The 17,924-nt window shown below is 65.6% G+C and carries 19 protein-coding genes; 10 read left to right on the forward strand and 9 right to left on the reverse strand.

The window, feature by feature from the left end; all coding sequences use genetic code 11:
* The first annotated feature begins 19 nt into the window (after positions 1-19).
* The gene (pth, locus tag ATF69_RS02800; protein WP_056747313.1) at positions 20-628 is read left to right on the forward strand and encodes an aminoacyl-tRNA hydrolase; all 609 of its coding nucleotides are present in this window, start codon (positions 20-22) and stop codon (positions 626-628) included.
* 101 nt (positions 629-729) lie between these two features.
* Here the strand turns inward: pth and ATF69_RS02805 are convergent, their stop codons facing one another.
* A complete protein-coding gene (locus ATF69_RS02805; RefSeq protein WP_056060470.1) occupies positions 730-987 on the reverse strand; it encodes a YfhL family 4Fe-4S dicluster ferredoxin in 258 nt (85 codons plus the stop codon).
* 208 nt (positions 988-1,195) lie between these two features.
* Between ATF69_RS02805 and ATF69_RS02810 the strand changes: the two genes are divergently transcribed.
* From ATF69_RS02810 to ATF69_RS02850, 9 genes are all read left to right on the forward strand, one after another.
* Positions 1,196-2,158 carry an ABC transporter permease gene (locus ATF69_RS02810; RefSeq protein ID WP_056060468.1) on the forward strand — a complete coding sequence of 321 codons (963 nt, stop codon included), beginning with the start codon at positions 1,196-1,198 and terminating at the stop codon, positions 2,156-2,158.
* Positions 2,159-2,163: 5 nt separating this feature from the next.
* Positions 2,164-3,042, forward strand: a complete 879-nt coding sequence (locus ATF69_RS02815) for an ABC transporter permease (RefSeq protein ID WP_146869832.1) — start codon at positions 2,164-2,166, stop codon at positions 3,040-3,042.
* A 177-nt stretch (positions 3,043-3,219) separates the two neighbouring features.
* Positions 3,220-4,257 (forward strand): ABC transporter ATP-binding protein, encoded by a 1,038-nt coding sequence (locus tag ATF69_RS02820; protein WP_146869833.1) that lies wholly within the window; start codon positions 3,220-3,222, stop codon positions 4,255-4,257.
* Positions 4,254-5,135 (forward strand): ATP-binding cassette domain-containing protein, encoded by an 882-nt coding sequence (locus ATF69_RS02825; RefSeq protein WP_146869834.1) that lies wholly within the window; start codon positions 4,254-4,256, stop codon positions 5,133-5,135. The genes ATF69_RS02820 and ATF69_RS02825 overlap by 4 nt, the downstream gene beginning before the upstream one ends.
* Positions 5,136-5,241: 106 nt before the next feature.
* Complete coding sequence (locus tag ATF69_RS02830) at positions 5,242-6,732, forward strand: ABC transporter substrate-binding protein (protein WP_056747308.1); 1,491 nt, start codon at positions 5,242-5,244, stop codon at positions 6,730-6,732.
* A 130-nt stretch (positions 6,733-6,862) separates the two neighbouring features.
* Positions 6,863-8,266 (forward strand): amidase, encoded by a 1,404-nt coding sequence (locus tag ATF69_RS02835; RefSeq protein WP_146869835.1) that lies wholly within the window; start codon positions 6,863-6,865, stop codon positions 8,264-8,266.
* 105 nt (positions 8,267-8,371) lie between these two features.
* Entirely contained in the window at positions 8,372-8,980 is a 609-nt protein-coding gene (locus ATF69_RS02840) for a hypothetical protein (RefSeq protein ID WP_015012762.1), read from the forward strand.
* A gap of 23 nt (positions 8,981-9,003) precedes the next feature.
* Complete coding sequence (locus ATF69_RS02845; protein ID WP_146869836.1) at positions 9,004-10,362, forward strand: tetratricopeptide repeat protein; 1,359 nt, start codon at positions 9,004-9,006, stop codon at positions 10,360-10,362.
* Between the two features lie 47 nt (positions 10,363-10,409).
* Positions 10,410-11,339: a hypothetical protein gene (locus ATF69_RS02850; RefSeq protein WP_146869837.1), complete on the forward strand. Its 930-nt coding sequence runs from the start codon at positions 10,410-10,412 to the stop codon at positions 11,337-11,339.
* A gap of 56 nt (positions 11,340-11,395) precedes the next feature.
* Here the strand turns inward: ATF69_RS02850 and ATF69_RS02855 are convergent, their stop codons facing one another.
* The 8 genes from ATF69_RS02855 to ATF69_RS02890 all read right to left on the reverse strand — a co-directional run bounded on the left by ATF69_RS02855 (position 11,396) and on the right by ATF69_RS02890 (position 17,701).
* Positions 11,396-12,067 carry a histidine phosphatase family protein gene (locus ATF69_RS02855; protein ID WP_146869838.1) on the reverse strand — a complete coding sequence of 224 codons (672 nt, stop codon included), beginning with the start codon at positions 12,065-12,067 and terminating at the stop codon, positions 11,396-11,398.
* Between the two features lie 108 nt (positions 12,068-12,175).
* Positions 12,176-12,394 carry a hypothetical protein gene (locus ATF69_RS02860; protein WP_146869839.1) on the reverse strand — a complete coding sequence of 73 codons (219 nt, stop codon included), beginning with the start codon at positions 12,392-12,394 and terminating at the stop codon, positions 12,176-12,178.
* An 84-nt stretch (positions 12,395-12,478) separates the two neighbouring features.
* Entirely contained in the window at positions 12,479-13,327 is an 849-nt protein-coding gene (locus ATF69_RS02865; protein ID WP_146869840.1) for a DUF429 domain-containing protein, read from the reverse strand.
* On the reverse strand, positions 13,324-14,205 hold the full coding sequence (locus tag ATF69_RS02870) for a DMT family transporter (RefSeq protein ID WP_146869841.1): 882 nt from the start codon (positions 14,203-14,205) through the stop codon (positions 13,324-13,326). Before ATF69_RS02870 ends, ATF69_RS02865 begins: the two co-directional genes overlap by 4 nt.
* Positions 14,206-14,413: 208 nt before the next feature.
* Positions 14,414-14,836 (reverse strand): BLUF domain-containing protein, encoded by a 423-nt coding sequence (locus tag ATF69_RS02875; protein ID WP_056060427.1) that lies wholly within the window; start codon positions 14,834-14,836, stop codon positions 14,414-14,416.
* A gap of 2 nt (positions 14,837-14,838) precedes the next feature.
* Positions 14,839-15,564 carry a GTP cyclohydrolase I gene (gene folE, locus ATF69_RS02880; protein ID WP_056060424.1) on the reverse strand — a complete coding sequence of 242 codons (726 nt, stop codon included), beginning with the start codon at positions 15,562-15,564 and terminating at the stop codon, positions 14,839-14,841.
* Positions 15,565-15,681: 117 nt separating this feature from the next.
* Complete coding sequence (gene clsB / locus ATF69_RS02885) at positions 15,682-16,926, reverse strand: cardiolipin synthase ClsB (protein WP_146869842.1); 1,245 nt, start codon at positions 16,924-16,926, stop codon at positions 15,682-15,684.
* Positions 16,927-16,963: 37 nt separating this feature from the next.
* Positions 16,964-17,701: an endonuclease/exonuclease/phosphatase family protein gene (locus ATF69_RS02890; RefSeq protein ID WP_146869843.1), complete on the reverse strand. Its 738-nt coding sequence runs from the start codon at positions 17,699-17,701 to the stop codon at positions 16,964-16,966.
* Positions 17,702-17,924: the final 223 nt, after the last annotated feature.

The raw sequence follows: 17,924 nt of genomic DNA on the forward strand, positions 1-17,924 counted from the left end.
GCCACCGATAATCCCGCACATGATCAAGCTGTTTGTAGGCCTGGGAAACCCCGGGCCAGACTACGAGGACACGCGGCACAACGCCGGCTTCTGGTGGATTGATGCCCTGGCGCGCGAACTCAAGACCACGCTGGTGCCCGAGCGCAGTTACCACGGCCTGGTGGCACGCACCACGGTGCACGGCCAGAACGTGTGGCTGCTGGAGCCGCAGACCTTCATGAACCTCTCCGGCAAGTCCGTGGCCTCGCTGGCGCGCTTTTTCAAGATCCTGCCCGAGGAAATCCTGGTAGTGCACGACGAACTGGACATTGCACCGGGCCAGGTCAAGCTCAAGCGCGGCGGCAGCCATGCCGGGCACAACGGCCTGCGTGACATCCACGGACAGCTGGGCTCGCCCGACTACTGGCGCCTGCGCATAGGCATCGGCCATCCGGGCGTCAAAAGCGAAGTCGCCAACTGGGTGCTCAAGAAGCCGTCGCCAGACCAGCGCACGCTGATCGAGGACAGCATCGCCCACTCGCTCAAGGCCTACCCCGCTCTGTTGGCGGGGGACATGGAAAAAGCCACGCTGCTCATCCACACCACCAAACCGCCCCGCCCCAAGCCCCCTCGGCCTGTGGAGGACTGAGGGGCCACCAGCCCGTCCAGCCGTTGTGCTGTGGATATTGCTATTTATTCAATAGCACCCAAGGCATGACCTACTAGCGCAAGCGGTCGGTTTGGCTCAAATTACGTCGGCGTGGACGCCTGCAGCCGCTGGAACTTCTGCCACAGGGTTTCGCGGCTTTCCACGTGCTGCGGGTTCACGGGAATGCAGGCCACAGGGCAGACCTGCACACACTGGGGCTCGTCGAAATGCCCCACACATTCTGTGCACTTGTTCGGGTCGATTTCGTAGATCTCCTGCCCCAGGTAGATCGCCTGGTTGGGGCACTCGGGCTCGCACACATCGCAGTTGATGCACTCGTCCGTGATCATCAGCGCCATACAGCCTCCCAGTGCACGGGGCCAAAAACAGGGGCAACGGAGCGAGCGGCGCAGTTCATGCTCCGTATTATCCCGCGCCGGTGGCATGTGCCTTGCGTGCCACACTGCAACCCACCACCGCTGACGGGGACGTTTTTACCGTTATGCTGTGTATACACATTAATTTTGACGCCCCTGCGTCTGACCCACCTGCCAACGCACCCCACCCATGGGCCTGTTTTTTCTCAAGCGGTTTGTCACCCTCCTGGCCACGTTGATTGGCGCCTCCATCGTCGTGTTCCTGGTGCTGGAAATCCTGCCGGGCAATGCCGCGCAGATTCTGATGGGTCCCGATGCCTCTCCCGATGCGGTGGCGGCTCTGGCCACCAAGCTGGGTCTGGACCAGCCCGCCAGCCTGCGCTACTGGCAATGGGTGAGCGGCCTGGTGGTGGGCAACATGGGCGACAGCTACGCCTACAGCTCGCCCGTACTCGACCTGGTGCTGGAGCGCCTGGCGCTTACCGTGCCGTTGGCCCTGATGGCCATGGTGATCACCACGGTGCTGGCATTGGCCGCCGGTGTGTACGCCGCGGCGCGCCACAACAAGCTGGGTGACGTGGGCGTGATGGGCCTGGCGCAGATCGGCATTGCCATCCCCAACTTCTGGTTCGCCATCCTGCTGATCCTGCTGTTCTCGGTGAAGCTGCAGTGGTTCTCGGCCGGCGGCTTTCCGGGCTGGACGGAAGACGCTGGCGGCAGCCCGCTAGAAGCCCTCAAAGCCCTGCTGCTGCCCGCCATTGCGCTGGCCGTGGTGCAGGCTGCCATCCTGGCGCGCATCACCCGCTCGGCCGTGCTGGAGGTGCTGCGTGAAGACTTTGTACGCACCGCCCGCGCCAAGGGCCTCACGCAGCGCGCAGCGCTGTGGGGCCATGTGCTGCGCAACGCCATGATCCCGGTGGTCACCGTGATGGGGCTGCAGTTTGCCAACCTGCTGGCGGGCACCATCGTGGTCGAGAACGTGTTCTATCTGCCCGGCCTCGGGCGCCTGATCTTCCAGTCCATCTCCAACCGCGACCTGATCGTGGTGCGCAACTGCGTGATGCTGCTCGCCGCCATGGTGGTGATCGTGAACTTCGTCGTGGACATCCTCTACGCCGTGATCGACCCCCGCGTGAAGGCTTCCGACATCTGATCCCCATGAGCGCCGCTGTATCCCCCCCCTCCTCTTCCACGCCCTCCGCCCCCGGCTGGCTGCACCGCGCGCTGCGCCACCGCAGTTTTATCATCGGTGCGGTGTTGTCGGCGCTGCTGATCCTTGCTGCGCTGCTCTCTTTTGTCTGGACGCCTTGGTCGCCCTACGAGATGGACCTGGCCAACAAGCTGGCGAGTCCCTCCGGCACCCACTGGCTGGGCACGGATGCCTTTGGCCGCGACGTAGCCTCGCTGCTGCTGGTGGGCGCCCGCAACTCCATCCTGGTGGGCGTGATCGCGGTGGGCATCGGCCTGACCCTGGGCACGGCGCTGGGACTGCTGGCCGCCGCCAAGCGCGGCTGGGTGGAAGAACTGATCATGCGGCTGGCAGACTTCACGTTCGCCTTCCCCGCCATCCTCTCGGCCATCATGATGACGGCGGTGTTTGGTGCAGGCATAGTGAATTCCATCATCGCCATCGGCATCTTCAACATCCCGACGTTTGCACGCGTCACGCGCGCATCGGCCAACGCCGTGTGGTCGCGCGAATACATCCTGGCCTCACGTGCCTGCGGCAAAGGCAGCTGGCGCATCACGCTGGAACACGTGCTGCCCAACATCCTGTCGGTGCTCATCGTGCAGGCCACCATCCAGTTCGCCATCGCCATCCTGGCCGAGGCCGCCCTGTCGTACCTGGGCCTGGGCACCCAGCCGCCCCAGCCCTCCTGGGGCCGCATGCTCAGCGAGGCACAGACGCTGATGTTCCAGGCCCCGCTGCTGGCGGTGTGGCCCGGCATGGCGATTGCGCTGGCGGTACTGGGGCTGAATCTGCTGGGCGACGGGCTGCGCGATTTGCTCGACCCCCGCCTCTCCAGAAAAAGATGACACCCCCTGAGTCGCTTCGCGCCTTCCCCCTCTCTCGCATTGCTGCGCAATGCGGGAGGGGGACACCCCCAGTGCGGCGGGACGGCCCTTGCACGGGGGCGCTGGCTTGGGTCGCGCCAGTTTCACAGACCCGTTTAGCTGAGATGAAATTACTGCGAACGATGACGATCCTCTGCCATGCCTTTGCTTGAAGTCTCCAACCTCCGCATCCGCCTGCAGACGCACCGGGGCCCCGCCGATGCCGTGCGCGGCGTGAGCTTTTCGCTGGCGCGCGGTGAAACCCTGGGCCTGATCGGTGAATCAGGCTGCGGCAAGTCCATCACAGCCATGTCGCTCATGGGCCTGCTGCCCGAGAGTGCACAGGTCACTGGCAGCATCCGCTTTGATGGGCAAGAGCTGGTGGGCCGCACCGATGCACAGATGTGCAAGATGCGCGGCAACCGCATTGGCATGGTGTTCCAGGAGCCCATGACGGCCCTGAACCCCGTGCACACCATTGGCCGCCAGGTGGCGGAGCCGCTGCGCCTGCACCGGGGCATGAATGCAGCAGCCGCACGCACCGAAGCGATTGCCTTGCTGGACCGCGTGGGCATCCCCAACGCCGCACAGCGCTTTGACGCCTACCCGCACCAGTTCTCGGGCGGGCAGCGCCAGCGCATCACCATTGCCATGGCGCTGGCCTGCGGGCCCGACCTGCTGATCGCCGACGAGCCCACCACGGCGCTCGACGTGACCATCCAGCAGCAGATCCTGGACCTCATCAGCGACCTGGTGGCCGAGCGCAACATGGCGCTGATCCTCATCTCGCACGACCTGGGGGTGATCTCGCAGAACGTGGACCGCATGATGGTGATGTACGGCGGCAGCGTGGTCGAAAGCGGCTCCACTGCCTCGGTCTTCTCGGCCATGGCCCACCCTTACACACGCGGGCTGTTCGCCGCCCGGCCCCACCTGGGTGCCGTGCACGCGCCCGGGCAACGCCCGCGCCTGTCCACCATTCCGGGCACGGTGCCCGAGCTGGTGGACCTGCCCGCTGGCTGCCCGTTTGCAGGGCGCTGCAGCTACACGGTGGATGACTGCCACCACAAGCAGCCCGAGGCCACGCTGGTGGCCACCGATGCCGACGGCGACCACCTGGTGCGCTGCCTGCGGCGCGAAGCCATTGCCGAGGCGCAGAGTGCGGACGTGGTGAACATCATCGGGGTGGCTGCATGACCCAGGCCCCCCACACCACCGGCGCGCCAGCCACCGCGCCGCTGCTCCAGGTGACCGACCTGGTGCGCGAATACACACTGCCCCGCGAGCACCTGTTTCGCCCCCCGGGCAAGGTGCACGCGCTCAACGGCGTGAACTTCTCGATTGCCTCTGGCCGCAGCCTCGGCATCGTCGGCGAATCGGGCTCGGGCAAGTCCACCCTGGCACGGCTGGTGATGGCGCTCGATGCACCCACCTCCGGCACGGTGGAGCTGCTGGGCCGCAACCTGCACCAGTTGCCAGCCGAGCAGTTGCGCCAGGCGCGGCGCGACTTTCAGATGGTGTTCCAGGACCCGTACGGATCGCTGGACCCGCGCCAGACCGTGGAGCGCATCGTGACCGAACCACTGCAGGCGCAAGGCCAGACCACGCGCGCCGAGCAGCGCGAGCAGGCCGCCCAGGTGCTGTCGCAAGTGGGCCTGCGCACCAACGACCTGGGCAAGTACCCGCACGAATTCTCTGGCGGCCAGCGCCAGCGCATCGCCATTGCGCGCGCCCTCATCACCCGGCCCCGCCTCATCGTGGCCGACGAGCCTGTGAGCGCACTCGACGTGTCGGTACAGGCCCAGGTGCTGAACCTGATGCAGGACCTGCAGCAGCAGTTCGGCATCACCTACATGCTCATCAGCCATGACCTCGCGGTGGTCAACCACCTGTGTGACGAGGTGGTGGTGCTGTACCAGGGCCGCATCGTGGAGCGCGGCTCGCCGGGCGAGCTGTTCCGCAACGCGCAGCACCCGTACACACAGTCGCTGGTGGGCGCCGTGCCGCAGGTGTTGCCCGGCCGCGCGCGGGCGCGCCGTGCGGCAGCCGCTGCGGCAACGGCAAAAACCGCATAACCACATGCAGGTGTGATGGTGTAAAAAGCTTCTTTCCTCCCCGGTAACAAATTGCACCGGGGGTCTTTATGGTTGTTGTCTGGTTTTTTGTCTGGAGAGTCCGAACATGCTGAACCGCCGTACCGTCCTTGCCACTGGCGCCATCGCCGCTGTGCCCTTGACCACCTCGCTTGGCGCCCTGGCGCAAGGCCGCAAAGATGCGGTGACGCTGGCGATGACGCTGGAGCCCCCAGGCCTGGACCCCACCGCCGGTGCGGCATCTGCCATCGCCGAGATCGTTCAGTACAACATCTTCGAGACGCTCACCAAGATCAACCCCGACGGCAGCGTGTCGCCCCTGCTGGCCGAAAGCTGGGAGGTCTCGCCCGACCTCAAGACCTACACCTTCAAGCTGCGCCGTGGCGTGAAGTTCCAGAATGGCGAGCCCTTCACTGCTGCGGCCGTCAAGTTCTCGTACGACCGCGCAGGCGGCGAGAAGAGCACCAATAAGGACAAGCGCACCTTTGCCGGCATCACCACCCAGGTGGTCGACGACTACACCGTGGTGCTGCTCAACAAGGAGATCGACCCCGACCTGCTGTTCGTGCTGGGCCAGGCCACCTCCATCATCGTGGAGCCCAAGAGCGCCGACACCAACGCCAACAAGCCCGTGGGCACCGGCCCCTACCAGCTGCAGGCCTGGAACAAGGGCTCGTCGGTCGTGCTGACCGCCTGGGACGGCTACCGCGACGCCAAGGCCATCAAGATCAAGCGCGCGACCTTCCGCTTCATCTCCGACCCAGCCGCCCAGGTGGCTGCCCTGCTGGCGGGCGACGTGGACGCATTCCCCCGCGTCACGCCGCGCAGCGTGGCGCAGTTCAAGGCCAACCCCAAGTTCCAGGTGGTGGTCAGCGGCTCGCGCGCCAAAACCATCGTGGCCATCAACAACGGCAAGAAGCCGCTGGACGACGTGCGCGTGCGCCGCGCCATTGCCGCAGCCATTGACCGCAAGGCCGTGATCGAAGGCGCGGGCGACGGTTACGGCGCACCCATCGGCAGCCACTACGTGCCCGGCGCGTTTGGCTACGTGGACACCACGGGCGTGAACCCCTACGACCCCGAGAAGGCCAAGAAGCTGCTGGCCGAGGCCGGCATCAAGACGCCGCTGGAGCTGACCATGACGCTGCCCCCCACGCCTTACGCCCGCCAGGGCGGCGAGGTGGTGGCTGCCCAGCTGGCCAAGGTCGGCATCATCGCCAAGATCCAGAACGTGGAATGGGCGCAGTGGCTCAGCGGGACCTACGGCAGCAAGAACTACGACCTGACCATCATCAGCCACGTGGAGCCCTTTGACCTGGGCAACTTTGCCAAGCCCGACTACTACTGGGCCTACAACTCGCCCAAGTTCAACGACCTGTTCAGCCAGATCAAGAACGCCGCCCGCCCCGCCGACCGCGCCAAGCTGCTGGGCGATGCGCAGCGCCTGCTGGCCAACGATGCGGTGCACGCCTTCCTGTACTCCAACCAGTGGATCACGGTGGCCAACAAGAACCTCAAGGGCCTGTGGAAAGACATGCCCGTGTTCGTGAACGACATCTCCGCGCTGTCCTGGTCCTGAAAGCCACGCGCCGCAACGCGGTGCGTGCAGGAGTCAAGACTCCTAAAACAATAGCTGCCAGCGCTTTACCCACTAGCGCTTGCAGCCTTTTTTATTGATAAACATCGCTACGGCGACCACCCACCCCGCCATGACCGAACTGCACGACCTGCCCGCCCACGACCTGATTGCCGCCTACCGCCAGCGCAAGCTGTCACCGGTCGAGGTCACGCAGTCCGTGCTGGCCCACATCGAACGGTGGGAGCCCCATATCAAAGCCACCTACCTGCTGCGCCCCGAGGCCGCCCTGGCCCAGGCCCGTGCCTCCGAGGCCCGCTGGCTGCGCGGCGAGCCCAAGGGGCTGCTCGACGGCGTGCCCAGCACCATCAAGGAAAACATTGCCACCGAAGGCGACCCCACCCCGCTGGGCACGGCCGCCGTCGAGCTGGTGCCCGCCGCAGCTGACGCCCCCCCCGCCGCCCGCATGCGCGAGGCAGGTGCCGTCATCGTCGCCAAGACCACCATGCCCGACTACGGCATGTTGTCATCCGGCCTGTCCACCTTTCACCCGCTGTCGCGCAACCCCTGGGACGTGAGCAAGGGCCCGGGCGGCTCCAGCGCCGGCGGTGGCGCGGCGGCCGCTGCGGGCTACGGCCCGCTGCACATCGGCACCGACATTGGTGGCTCGCTGCGCCTGCCTGCCAGCTGGTGCGGCATCTTCAGCCTCAAGCCCAGCCTGGGCCGCATCCCGATTGACCCGCCCTACACCGGCCGCGCCGCCGGCCCCATGACCCGCACCGTGGCCGACGCCGCGCTGATGATGCAGGTGCTGAGCCAGCCCGACGCGCGCGACAGCATGAGCCTGCCCTACCAGGACATCGCCTGGAGCCAGTTCAACAAGGGCGCCGAGCGCCTGCGCGGCCTGCGCATCGGCCTGCTGCTGGATGCAGGCTGCGGCCTGCCGGTGGAGCCCGAGGTGAAGGCCGCCGTGGAGCGCGCAGCCCAACTCATGGAAGCCGCCGGCGCCACCATCGTGCCCATGGCACCTTTCATGACCCAGGCCATGCTCGACGGCATGGACCACTTCTGGCGCATGCGTTCCCACATCGACCTGCAGGCCCTGCCGGCGGCGCGGCGCGACAAGGTGCTGCCCTACATCCGCACCTGGGCCGACAGTGCCGCCGGCATGAGCGGCACCGAGGTCTTCACCGCCAGCCACCAGTTCCACCTGACGCGCGTGGCCGCCGTCAAGGCCTGCAGCGCGTTCGACTATGTGATCTCGCCCGTGGCGCCCAACGTCGCCTTCCAGGCCGAGCTGCCCTCGCCCACCAACGACCCGCTGCGCCCGCTGGAACACATCGGCTTTACCGTGCCGTTCAACATGTCCGAGCAACCTGCGGCCTCGGTCAACTGCGGCTACACCCGCGCTGGTTTGCCCATCGGCCTGCAGATTGCGGGCGCACGTTTTGACGACCTTGGCGTGCTGCAGGTCGCGCACGCGTTCGAGCTGATCCGCGAACCCCAGCGGGCATGGCCCCAGCCGCCTGCGGCATAACCCTGCATCTGTCGTGCGTTGTTGTTGGTAACCTTGGGGGAATACGCTCTGACGCTGGCACCACCGCTGGAGCCCCCACCTCACAAACCACCATCCCACCACCGCATGGACATCATCATCCTGGCGATCCTCATCGCCACCGGCACCTTCATGCTCAACGCCAAAGAGCAGCGCAAGCGCATTGCGCTGCTGGGCAAACACCTGGCCAACTACCAGATCGAAAAGCTGATGGAGGCGCTGACCGACGGCTACCTGCGCGCCCTGGGTGAAAGCACCGACGAGCGCCGCAGCCAGATCTGGAGCCTGCTGAGCACCACCGAGTCGCAACTGAGCGAGCAGTTCAGCCGCTTTGCCGCCGACTTTGCCAAGGTGGACGAAGCCCACGCCCGCGTCAGCCGGCTCTCCGTGCCGATCCCGTTTGCCGACAAGCTGCTGCCCGCCATGACCTTTGACGTGCGCCGAGCGCTCGCCATCCACGCGCGCGGCATTGCCCATGTGGTGCAGAACACCAGCCACCTGTCGCCCAAGGACCGCGCCTACATGATGACGGCCGAGCTGTTTCTGATGCAGCACACCTGCCACTGGTACTGCAAGTCCAAAACCGTGGCCAGCGCCCGCATGCTGGCGCGGCACCAGACGCCGCATGAACAGCTCGTGGCGTCGGTGTCTGCCGAAACCCGCAACGCCTACCTGACCTTGATCAACGGCGGCTGAGCCCAGCGACCCAACAATGCCCCATGCCATCCTCCACGCACACCCGCATGACCGACAGCCTGGGCAACCCCATCACGCTGCATGACGAGGCCAGCGCGACGGCGCTGAATGACTTTGTAGAAGGCTTCATCGCCTGCGAGGCCCGCGCGGTGAACGTGCTGAACGCGGCGGCCGACACCAGCCCCATCGTTCAGGCCAGCTGCGCCGCACTGCACATGTTTGCCGAGTCGGCCGACGCTCCGCACAACGCCCGCCCCCTCATCGACCAGGCCCTGGCTCGCGCGGCAGAGGCTACCGAGCGTGAACAACGCTTTGTGGCCGCCATCGCCGCCTGGGTGGATGGCGACCTGCCCCGCGCCATTGCGCTGCACGAGGAGCAAGCCCGCCTGCACCCGCGCGACCTCGCCTCCCTCAAGCTCGGCCAATACCATTTGTTCAACCGGGGCGACTCGCCCGGCATGCTGCGCCTGGCGCTGCAGGCCCTGCCCGCAGCGGCCGAGGTGCCCTACCTGCACGGCATGCTGGCCTTTGGCTGGGAGCAATGCCACCGCCTGCAAGAGGCTGAAAGCGCCGCACGCCACGCCATCAGCCTGTGCCGCAAAGAGCCCTGGGCCCACCACGCGCTGGCCCACGTCATGCTGACCCTGGGCCGCATCCGCGAAGGTACCGATTTCATGGCCAGCATGAGCGACACCTGGACGGGCCTGAACTCCTTCATGGTCACGCACAACTGGTGGCACCAGGCGCTGTTTTTGCTGGAGCAGGACCGGCATGCCGAAGTGCTGGCGCTCTACGACCAGCAGGTGTGGGGCGTGGTCAAGGAATACACGCAAGACCAGATCAACGCCGTGTCACTGCTCGCCCGGCTGGAGTTGGCAGGCGTGGATGTCGGCGACCGCTGGACCGACGTGGCCGATCACCTGGCACTGCGCCTGGCCGACCATGTACTGCCCTTTCTGGACCTGCAATACCTCTACGGCCTGGCCCGCGCCGGGCACATGGAGGCCGCGCGCACGCTGCAAAACAACATCACCGCCCACGCGGCCACCCGCACCGAGGCGCAGGAGCGCACCGTGTGGCAACAGGTGTGCGTGCCCGCCGCCCACGGCCTGCTGGCGCATGCGCAGGGCGACTGGGCGACGGCGGTGGAGAAGCTGGGCGTGGCCCTGCCCCGGCTGGTGGAGATTGGCGGCAGCCATGCGCAGCGGGATCTGTTTCACCAGATCTGGCTGGATGCACTGCAGCGCAACGGGCAGTGGGCAGCGGTGCAGAACGTGTTACAGCCGATGGTGAATGGGCAGCCGGAGTCGGTGCGGCTGGCTAGGCAGGTGGGGGTGGTGTGTGCCGCGTTGGAATTACCTGTAGGCTGTGGCCGCAGATAAGACCCGCCGTTTCGCCCACTTGCCCCGGCCATTACATCGGCTTAGCTATGTCTTCCCCCCGCAAATTCATCTCGGAGTTCGGACTACACGTCTGCACAAGTTACTGCTGGCTGCTGCAACAAGACGGACTTAGTCAGCTCGGCGAGCTTCCGGACGATCCTCACATTTACATCGTCGGACGACGACCGAGAATTTCAATTGATCCTCAGTCCGTCGTGTTCACTTCTGACACTATTTCTGGACGCTGCTTCAAACATGTGCGCGACGAGAAGATTGAGATTCCATTTATTGCTATGAACGAGCTAGGGTGCTTGGACTTATCTGTGCAATCGAGCTATCCGTATACGGAAGTGGCATTCGTTGCGTCAGATGGAAAACCACTGCTTTCCGCAAAGTCAGCAATGCTCTTGGGACTTTGCGGGCCAAAGTACTGGGAGCACTTGGATCTTGAAGTGCTTTATGTCGGGCAATCGTACGGCGACGGCGGTTCCAGAACAGCAGTGGAACGGCTTCAGAGTCATTCGACTCTCCAGAGTATTTATGCCGAGGCCATTCGACAATCCCCTGACCAAGAAATCTGGCTAGTTCTACTTTGCTTTGAACGTTACATGCTTGCGAGCTTCGATGGCATCACAAAGAAATATCAGACGACTGAGGAAGAGGATGACCGCCACAGACGTGAAGTAATTTACAACCCGGTGTCGGAACAACAAGAGGTCAATTTCACTGAAGGTGCTCTTATCAAATACTTTCGACCAGAGTTCAACATTAAGTACAAAAACTCATTTCCAAATCCTGCGCACGCCACGTACGAGGAGTGCTATGCGGTCGACCTGAATGCAGTTGCCGTAGAAGTGCAGACCGAGGACTTGATGCTGCGTCTCTGGTCGTCGGCTATTGCTCCGCAGTGGACTCATATTGCTAAGTACCCACTTCACAGCGACCAACAGAGGCGGTCAATGTTTGAGTTAGTTTGAAGATCGCCTTGACTGAAATAGAGACTACTAAGTCTCAACGTCAGCAAATTTAAACCTCACCTCACCACCAGCTTCGTCTGGTCATAAACCGGCTGCTCCGGCAAATCCGCCAGGTGCCGCACATCAGCCCAGTCCAGCACTTCCACCGCTTCTCCACTCACCCGCACGCGGTTGAGACCCGCGTTGGGAATGTCGCTCTGGCGCGGGCCATCCAGCCCCGTGCCGCGTGCAGTGCGCCAGATCATGTCGAGCACGCCGCCATGGGTGACCACCATCACGGTCTGGCCGCTGTGCTGCTGGGCGATGCGGTACACGGCATCCATCACCCGGGAGTGGAACTGGCGGGTGGTCTCGCCGCCGGGCATGCCGTAGTCGGCTTCAAAACGCAGCCACTGGTTCCATGCGTCGGCATGTTCCTGCTTGACGTCGTCCACGCGCTTGCCGTCCACCACGCCAAAGTTTTGCTCGCGCAGGGCGCTGTCGGTGAGGGTGTCGATGCGGGCCTCAGGGAACAGCACCTGCAGGCTGGGTGTGGCGGTCTGCTGGGTGCGGATGAGGTCGCTGCAGATGAGGTGGTGCACCACGGGGCGCTCTGCGGCCAGGCGTTCGGCCAGGCGGCGGGCCTGTTCGTGGCCAGTGGCGTTGAGGGGTACGTCCACATGGCCCTGAAAGCGCAGCTCGCGGTTCCAGTCGGTCTCGCCGTGGCGGATCAGGATGAGTTCGGTCATGCGTGTCATTATCGAATGTACACACACGATTGCAAGGTTTTTTGGCCGCTACCGCCCGTCCAGCATGCCTGAATAGCTATTATTTTTATAACAAAACAACGACAGGCACTACCGCATGGGCACGACCAGCACCTTGCGGCGCGGCTGGCAGCCGGGGCCTTCGTGGGGTGCGCTGTCGCGCTCCCAGCCCGGGCCGGGCGAGGTTTGTGCGCACACACGCTGGCCATCGACCAGGCTGCGCCAGTAATACCAGGGCGCGGGGGCGGCCTGCACCAGCAGCGGGGCCAGCAGGACCAGCGCGAACAAAAGGCGGGGGGCGAAAGGCATGGGCAAACAAAGCATCCAGCGTGTCCCGCCCATGCTACGCAGCCTGCGCCGGGCCGATGCCCTGAAAAGCGGTGGAATGGTCGGTCACGGCTTTTCAGCCGTGATGATCCAGCCTTCCAGCGGATCGAGCCCCGGCGGCAGGCCGTAAAGCGCATCGCCTTCGGCATGGCACTGCTGCGCCCAGGCGGCTTGCAGCAGGCACAGCACGGCGTCCAGGCTGTCGCCGCTGGCGTCATCCACCAGGGTGTCGCGCTGGGCATGGCTGAGCTTGAGGCGCAGGCCGAGGCGGATCTGGCCCAGCTCCAGCGCGTTGACCAGGTCTTTGCGGGCGATGAGGCGGTCGGGGGTCTGCTTGGCGCGGTCGTCGCTTTTGTAGCTGCGCCGCTGCAGCACCTCGCGCGCCAGCAGGCCGGGGTAGGCCTCCAGCGCCACGCGGCGCGGGTCGCCAGTGTGCAGGCCGGGCAGGTGCACACCCGCATCCAGCAGCCGCGGCAGGCCCGCGTGCAGCATGTAGGCCACGGGCGGGTTCACCCATTTCATCGAGGGGCTGGAGCCTGCGGGCCCGTCGGTGGCGCGGTGGGCAAACTTGCCGCCCACGGGGCGGGCATCGCAGAACTCCGCAAACTGCGCGCGGCTCTGCTCGCGGCTGAGGCTGCGGTAGTGCAGCATGCAGGCATGCCAGTCGGTGGGCCAACCCAGCGCCTGCACCAGCTCGCGTGGCAGGCCGAAGGGCAGGTCAAAACCACCCACCCAGTCGCCGGGCTGCGCCAGCCACTGGCCGAACGCGGCCAGGGTGTCGAACGGCTGCAGCGCGGTGAGCGACACGCGCGCGCCCTGGCGCTGGCCCAGCGCAAGCACGATGGGTTTGCGCCGCGTGGGGCTGCTGGAGAAGTCGCAGCCCAGCAGCAGAGGTTGTGGTGCGGCGGCCGTCATCCCAAGGCCAGGGCCGTGACGCCTGCCGCAATGCACAGCGCGCCAAAAATGCGCGCCACGCGGTCACCCTCGCCCAGCAGGTGCCCGCCAATCAGCGCAGCAAACAGCATGGACACCTCGCGCGCCGGGGCCACGTGCGACAGGGGCGCCTGCTGCATGGCATACAGCACCAGCACATAGGCCACCGGGCTCACCACCGCCACGGCCAGGGCAAAACGCCACTGCGCCAGCCACAGCGTGCGGGCGGTGGGCAGGTCGCGCAGCACCACGGGCGCCAGCAGGCCCACACGCACAAAGTTGCCCATGTAGTCCACCAGAATGGGCGACATCAGCAGAAACTTGACCGCATAGCCGTCGACCACCGTGTAGCTGGCAATGAAGGCGCCCGTAAGCAAGCCATACAAAATGCCCTTGTGCACCCGCGCCCGCGCGGCAGGGTCGTGCGCGGCGCGCAGCAGGCCCGGGCCGCCCGCGATCAGAAACACGCCCCCCACCACGCCCACGATGCCCAAGGCACCCAGCGCGGAGATCTGCTCGCCCAGCAGAGTGATGGCCACCAGCGACGACAACAGCGGCCCCGAGCCGCGCGCCAGCGGGTAAACCACGGTGAGGTCTGCCACGCGGTAGCCGCGCAGCAGGATGACGAAGTACGCCACATGCAGCAGCCCGCTGGCGGCCACGAAGCCCCACTCCACCGCGCCCCACTGCAGCACCGCGTCGCGCCCCAGGTACCAGCCCAGCGGCGCCCAGACAACCATCATGATCACCGAGGTGAAGAACGCAAACCGCGAGTCCCCCCCGGCCTTCTTGGCCACGATGTTCCAGCACGCGTGGATGAGGCCGGCGAGGATGATGAGGGCGAAGGCGGTGAAGGTCACGGGCGGGGAAAAGAACGGCCTGAACAGAAAAGCCGCAGCGCCTTCTGGGCGGCTGCGGCTGCGAAACGTGATTGCTGGCTGCGAAGAAAAGTGGGGCGATTTGCGTAGCGAGCCAGCCTAGTCTGGGTCGATGCGCGCAGCCGTACTCTCGTACGGCGAGCACAGCAGGCCCGGAATCGGCTGGCGCAGTAGCAAAGCGCCCCGCTTTTCAGGCTCGGCCGATGATGGAGGCCGTGGCCATCAGCTCTTCAAGCAGCGCAAAAGACACCTTGCCCGACACCGCATACGGATCCAGCTCGGGCTTTTCGGAATATTTGAGCAGGATGGAGTGGTTGATCTTGGACAGGTTGACCTGCCCCATGGTCCAGCCGCCAAAGCGGCGCTCGGCGATTTCTTCGTAGTGCAGCAGCTCCACGTTCTTGTGGCGCGTGTCCTTCTGGATGTGGCCGTACAGCTCGCTCACGGCGGAGCGCCCACCCTCGATGGCTTGCAAAAACACGCCGCCGCCGTAGCACAGCACGCCGGTGATGCCGCTGCCGGGGTTGTGCTGGCGCGACTGCGTCAGGATGGCTTCAATGGCGGCGGGCGAGGTATCGACCGCGCGACTGGCGTAAAGCAGGCGTACCAGCATGGTCAGTTCTTTCCAGGGATGAGAGACAAAAATTCACGGCGCAAGGCGCTGTCCTTGAGGAACACGCCACGCATGACCGAGTTGATCATGCGGCTGTCGTTGTCGCGCACGCCGCGCCAGGACATGCAGAAGTGGCTGGCTTCCATGACGATGGCCAGGCCGTCGGGCTGGGTCTTTTCCATGATCAGGTCGGCCAGCTGCACCACGGCTTCTTCCTGGATCTGGGGGCGGCCCATGATCCAGTCCACCAGGCGCGCGTATTTGCTCAGGCCGATCACGTTGGTGTGCTCGTTGGGCATCACGCCGATCCAGATCTTGCCGATCACGGGGCAGAAGTGGTGGCTGCAGGCACTGCGCACGGTGAGCGGGCCCACGATCATCAGCTCGTTCAAGTGCTCGGCGTTGGGGAACTCGGTGATGGGCGGCTGTGCCACATAGCGGCCGCGGAACACCTCGTTGAGGTACATCTTGGCCACGCGGCGCGCGGTGTTGTTGGTGTTGTGGTCGCCCTGGGTGTTGATCACCAGGCTGTCGAGTACGCCCTGCATCTTGACCTCGACCTCGTCGAGCAGCTTTTCCAGCTCGCCGGGCTCGATGAATTCGGCAATGTTGTCGTTGGCGTGAAAGCGCTTGCGCGCGGCGGCAAGGCGTTCTCGGATCTTGACGGAAACGGGCGTGCCTTCGTCCGGTGAGGTGGGCGTCATATCGGCGGCAGGTTGGCTGGACATGGCTGGCATCGTACCAGCGAACCCAGTTTGATCAATTACAAGGGTTTTAGGCAGCAAGCGCTAGTGGAATATGCCTGAGCAGCTATTAATAATATAGCAAACTCGATAAAAGCGCTCTCAATACCGCTTGCCCGTCACCCACAGCGCCAGGCGCATGAGACCAAACGCCACGCGGTCCAGCACCCGCTGGCGCAGCGGGCGGCCGGCATAGCGCGCAGGGTCCATGCGGCGGCCCGCGTGCTGCATGGCGTGCACCAGGCGCTGGCGCAGGTCGATGGCGAAGGCAGCGTCTTCCACCACCACGTTGGCCTCGCGCGCCAGCAGCAGGGAGAGCGGGTCGAGGTTGGACGAGCCCACCGTGGCCCAGGGCCGGTCGCCCTGTGCATCGATAACGGCCACCTTGGCATGCAGAAAGCTGGGGGCGTACTCGTAGATCTCGACGCCGGCCTCCAGCAGCGCGCCGTACACGGGACGGGCCGCGTGGTACTGCATGAAGTATTCGTACCGCCCCTGCAACAGCAGGCGCACCCGCACACCCCGGCGTGCGGCCATCACCAGCGCGCGGCGCAGCTTGCCGCCGGGCATGAAGTAGGCATTGGCAATGATGACCTCGTGCCGCGCTGCGCCGATGGCGCGGCGGTAGGCCTTCTCGATGCGGCTGCGGTTGCGCACGTTGTCGCGCAGCACCAGGGTGGCGCGCACAGGCGGGCCTGCGCCGGGGTCGCCGCCCTGCTCTGCGTGCCGTGCCGCGCTGGCCGCGCGCAGGGCCTGCAGGGCCTCCGGCAAGCGGCGCTGGCGCGCGTCGCGCACGGCCTGCATGCGCCACCAGAGCTGGTCCATGGTGTCGCTGGCCGATGCCACCAGGCTGCCCGTGGCCCGCACGGCAAAGTCAAAACGGGGTGCCTCCAGCGTGCCGTGGTTGGGGTCGTGAAAGTCGTCCAGCACATTGATGCCGCCGCAAAACAGCACCCGCCCATCCACCACACACAGCTTGCGGTGCAGGCGCCGCCAGCGGTGCGGCAGCAGCAGCCCCAGCGGCCCCAGCGGCGAATACACGCTGCACAGCACCCCGGCGGCCTGCAACTGATCGGCCCAGGCCTTGGGCAACGCGCCCGTGCCCACGCCATCGACCACCAGATGGGTGCGCACGCCGCGCGCTGCAGCGCGCATCAGCGCCTGGGCCACGGTGGCTCCGGCGCCGGTGAAGTCAAAGATATAGGTCTCGAACTGGATGTCCGCCATCGCAGCATCCATGGCCTCGGTGAGCGCCGGAAAGAACTCCTCGGCGCCTTGCAGCAGCCGGACCTGGTGGTCGTCGGCGGGCCCGGTGCCCGGGGCCTGCACAAAGGGCTTGCGCCTCATCCCGTCACCCCGCCACCGCGCACACCCCGGCAGCGCCTCACAGCCGGAACTCCGCGATCAGGGGCAGATGGTCCGACATGCGCCACCAGATGCGCCCACGCGGCACCTGCAGCGACAGCGGCGTGAGCCCGCGCGCATACACATGGTCCAGCTGCGCCAGGGGCAGGCGTGCGGGGTAGGTGAAGGTGCGGGGCGCATCCCATTCATACAGGCCAAAGCCTACCAGCATGCGCTTGAGCAACTGCCCCCAGTCGTTGAAGTCACCAGCCACCACCAGCGGCGTACCGGGGGGCACCTCGCGCTCGATGAAGCCCTGCAGGCGCTCGACCTGGCGGATGCGGCTGCCAGGGATCAGGCCCAGGTGCACCACGATCACGTGCACGTTGCGGCCCTGCACATCCACCTCCACATGCAGCAGCCCGCGCTGCTCGAACCGGTGGTCCGAGATGTCTTCATGCTGGTGCCCGATCACCGGCCAGCGGGTCAGCAACGCGTTGCCATGTTCGCCGTGTTTGGTGACCGCATTGGTGCGGTACACCGCCTCGTAGCCTTCGGGCGCCAGGAACTCGGCCTGCGGCAGATCAGGCCAGCGCTGGAAGTAGGCCGCCTCGCGCCGGTGCAGCTTGCGCACCTCCTGCAGGCAAACGATGTCGGCGTCGAGCTGCTCCACCGCCAGGCCCAGGTTGTGAATCTCCAGCCGCCGCGCGGGCCCGATGCCTTGCACACCCTTGTGGATGTTGTAGGTGGCTACGCGCAGGATGTCGTCGTGTTGCATGGTCCTAGGAGGGGTAATTGAACGCGCTCGCCAGCGCCGCGATGGGTGCGCCAGGCAAGGCGCGAGGACGCGGCGGGCTCATGCCCGCAAGAAGGAGCAACGCCGCATGGCGCGCCCAGCGCGGTGCTGGCAAATGCGTAGCGTGCCCACTCGACAAGCGAACGTCAACGAAGCAGCGAGAGTCAGTATCCATGAGGCGCCCTTGAAAACGGCAAGCGGTCAA

Source organism: Acidovorax delafieldii, assembly GCF_007993815.1.
Classification (GTDB): Bacteria; Pseudomonadota; Gammaproteobacteria; order Burkholderiales; family Burkholderiaceae_C; genus Acidovorax; species Acidovorax delafieldii.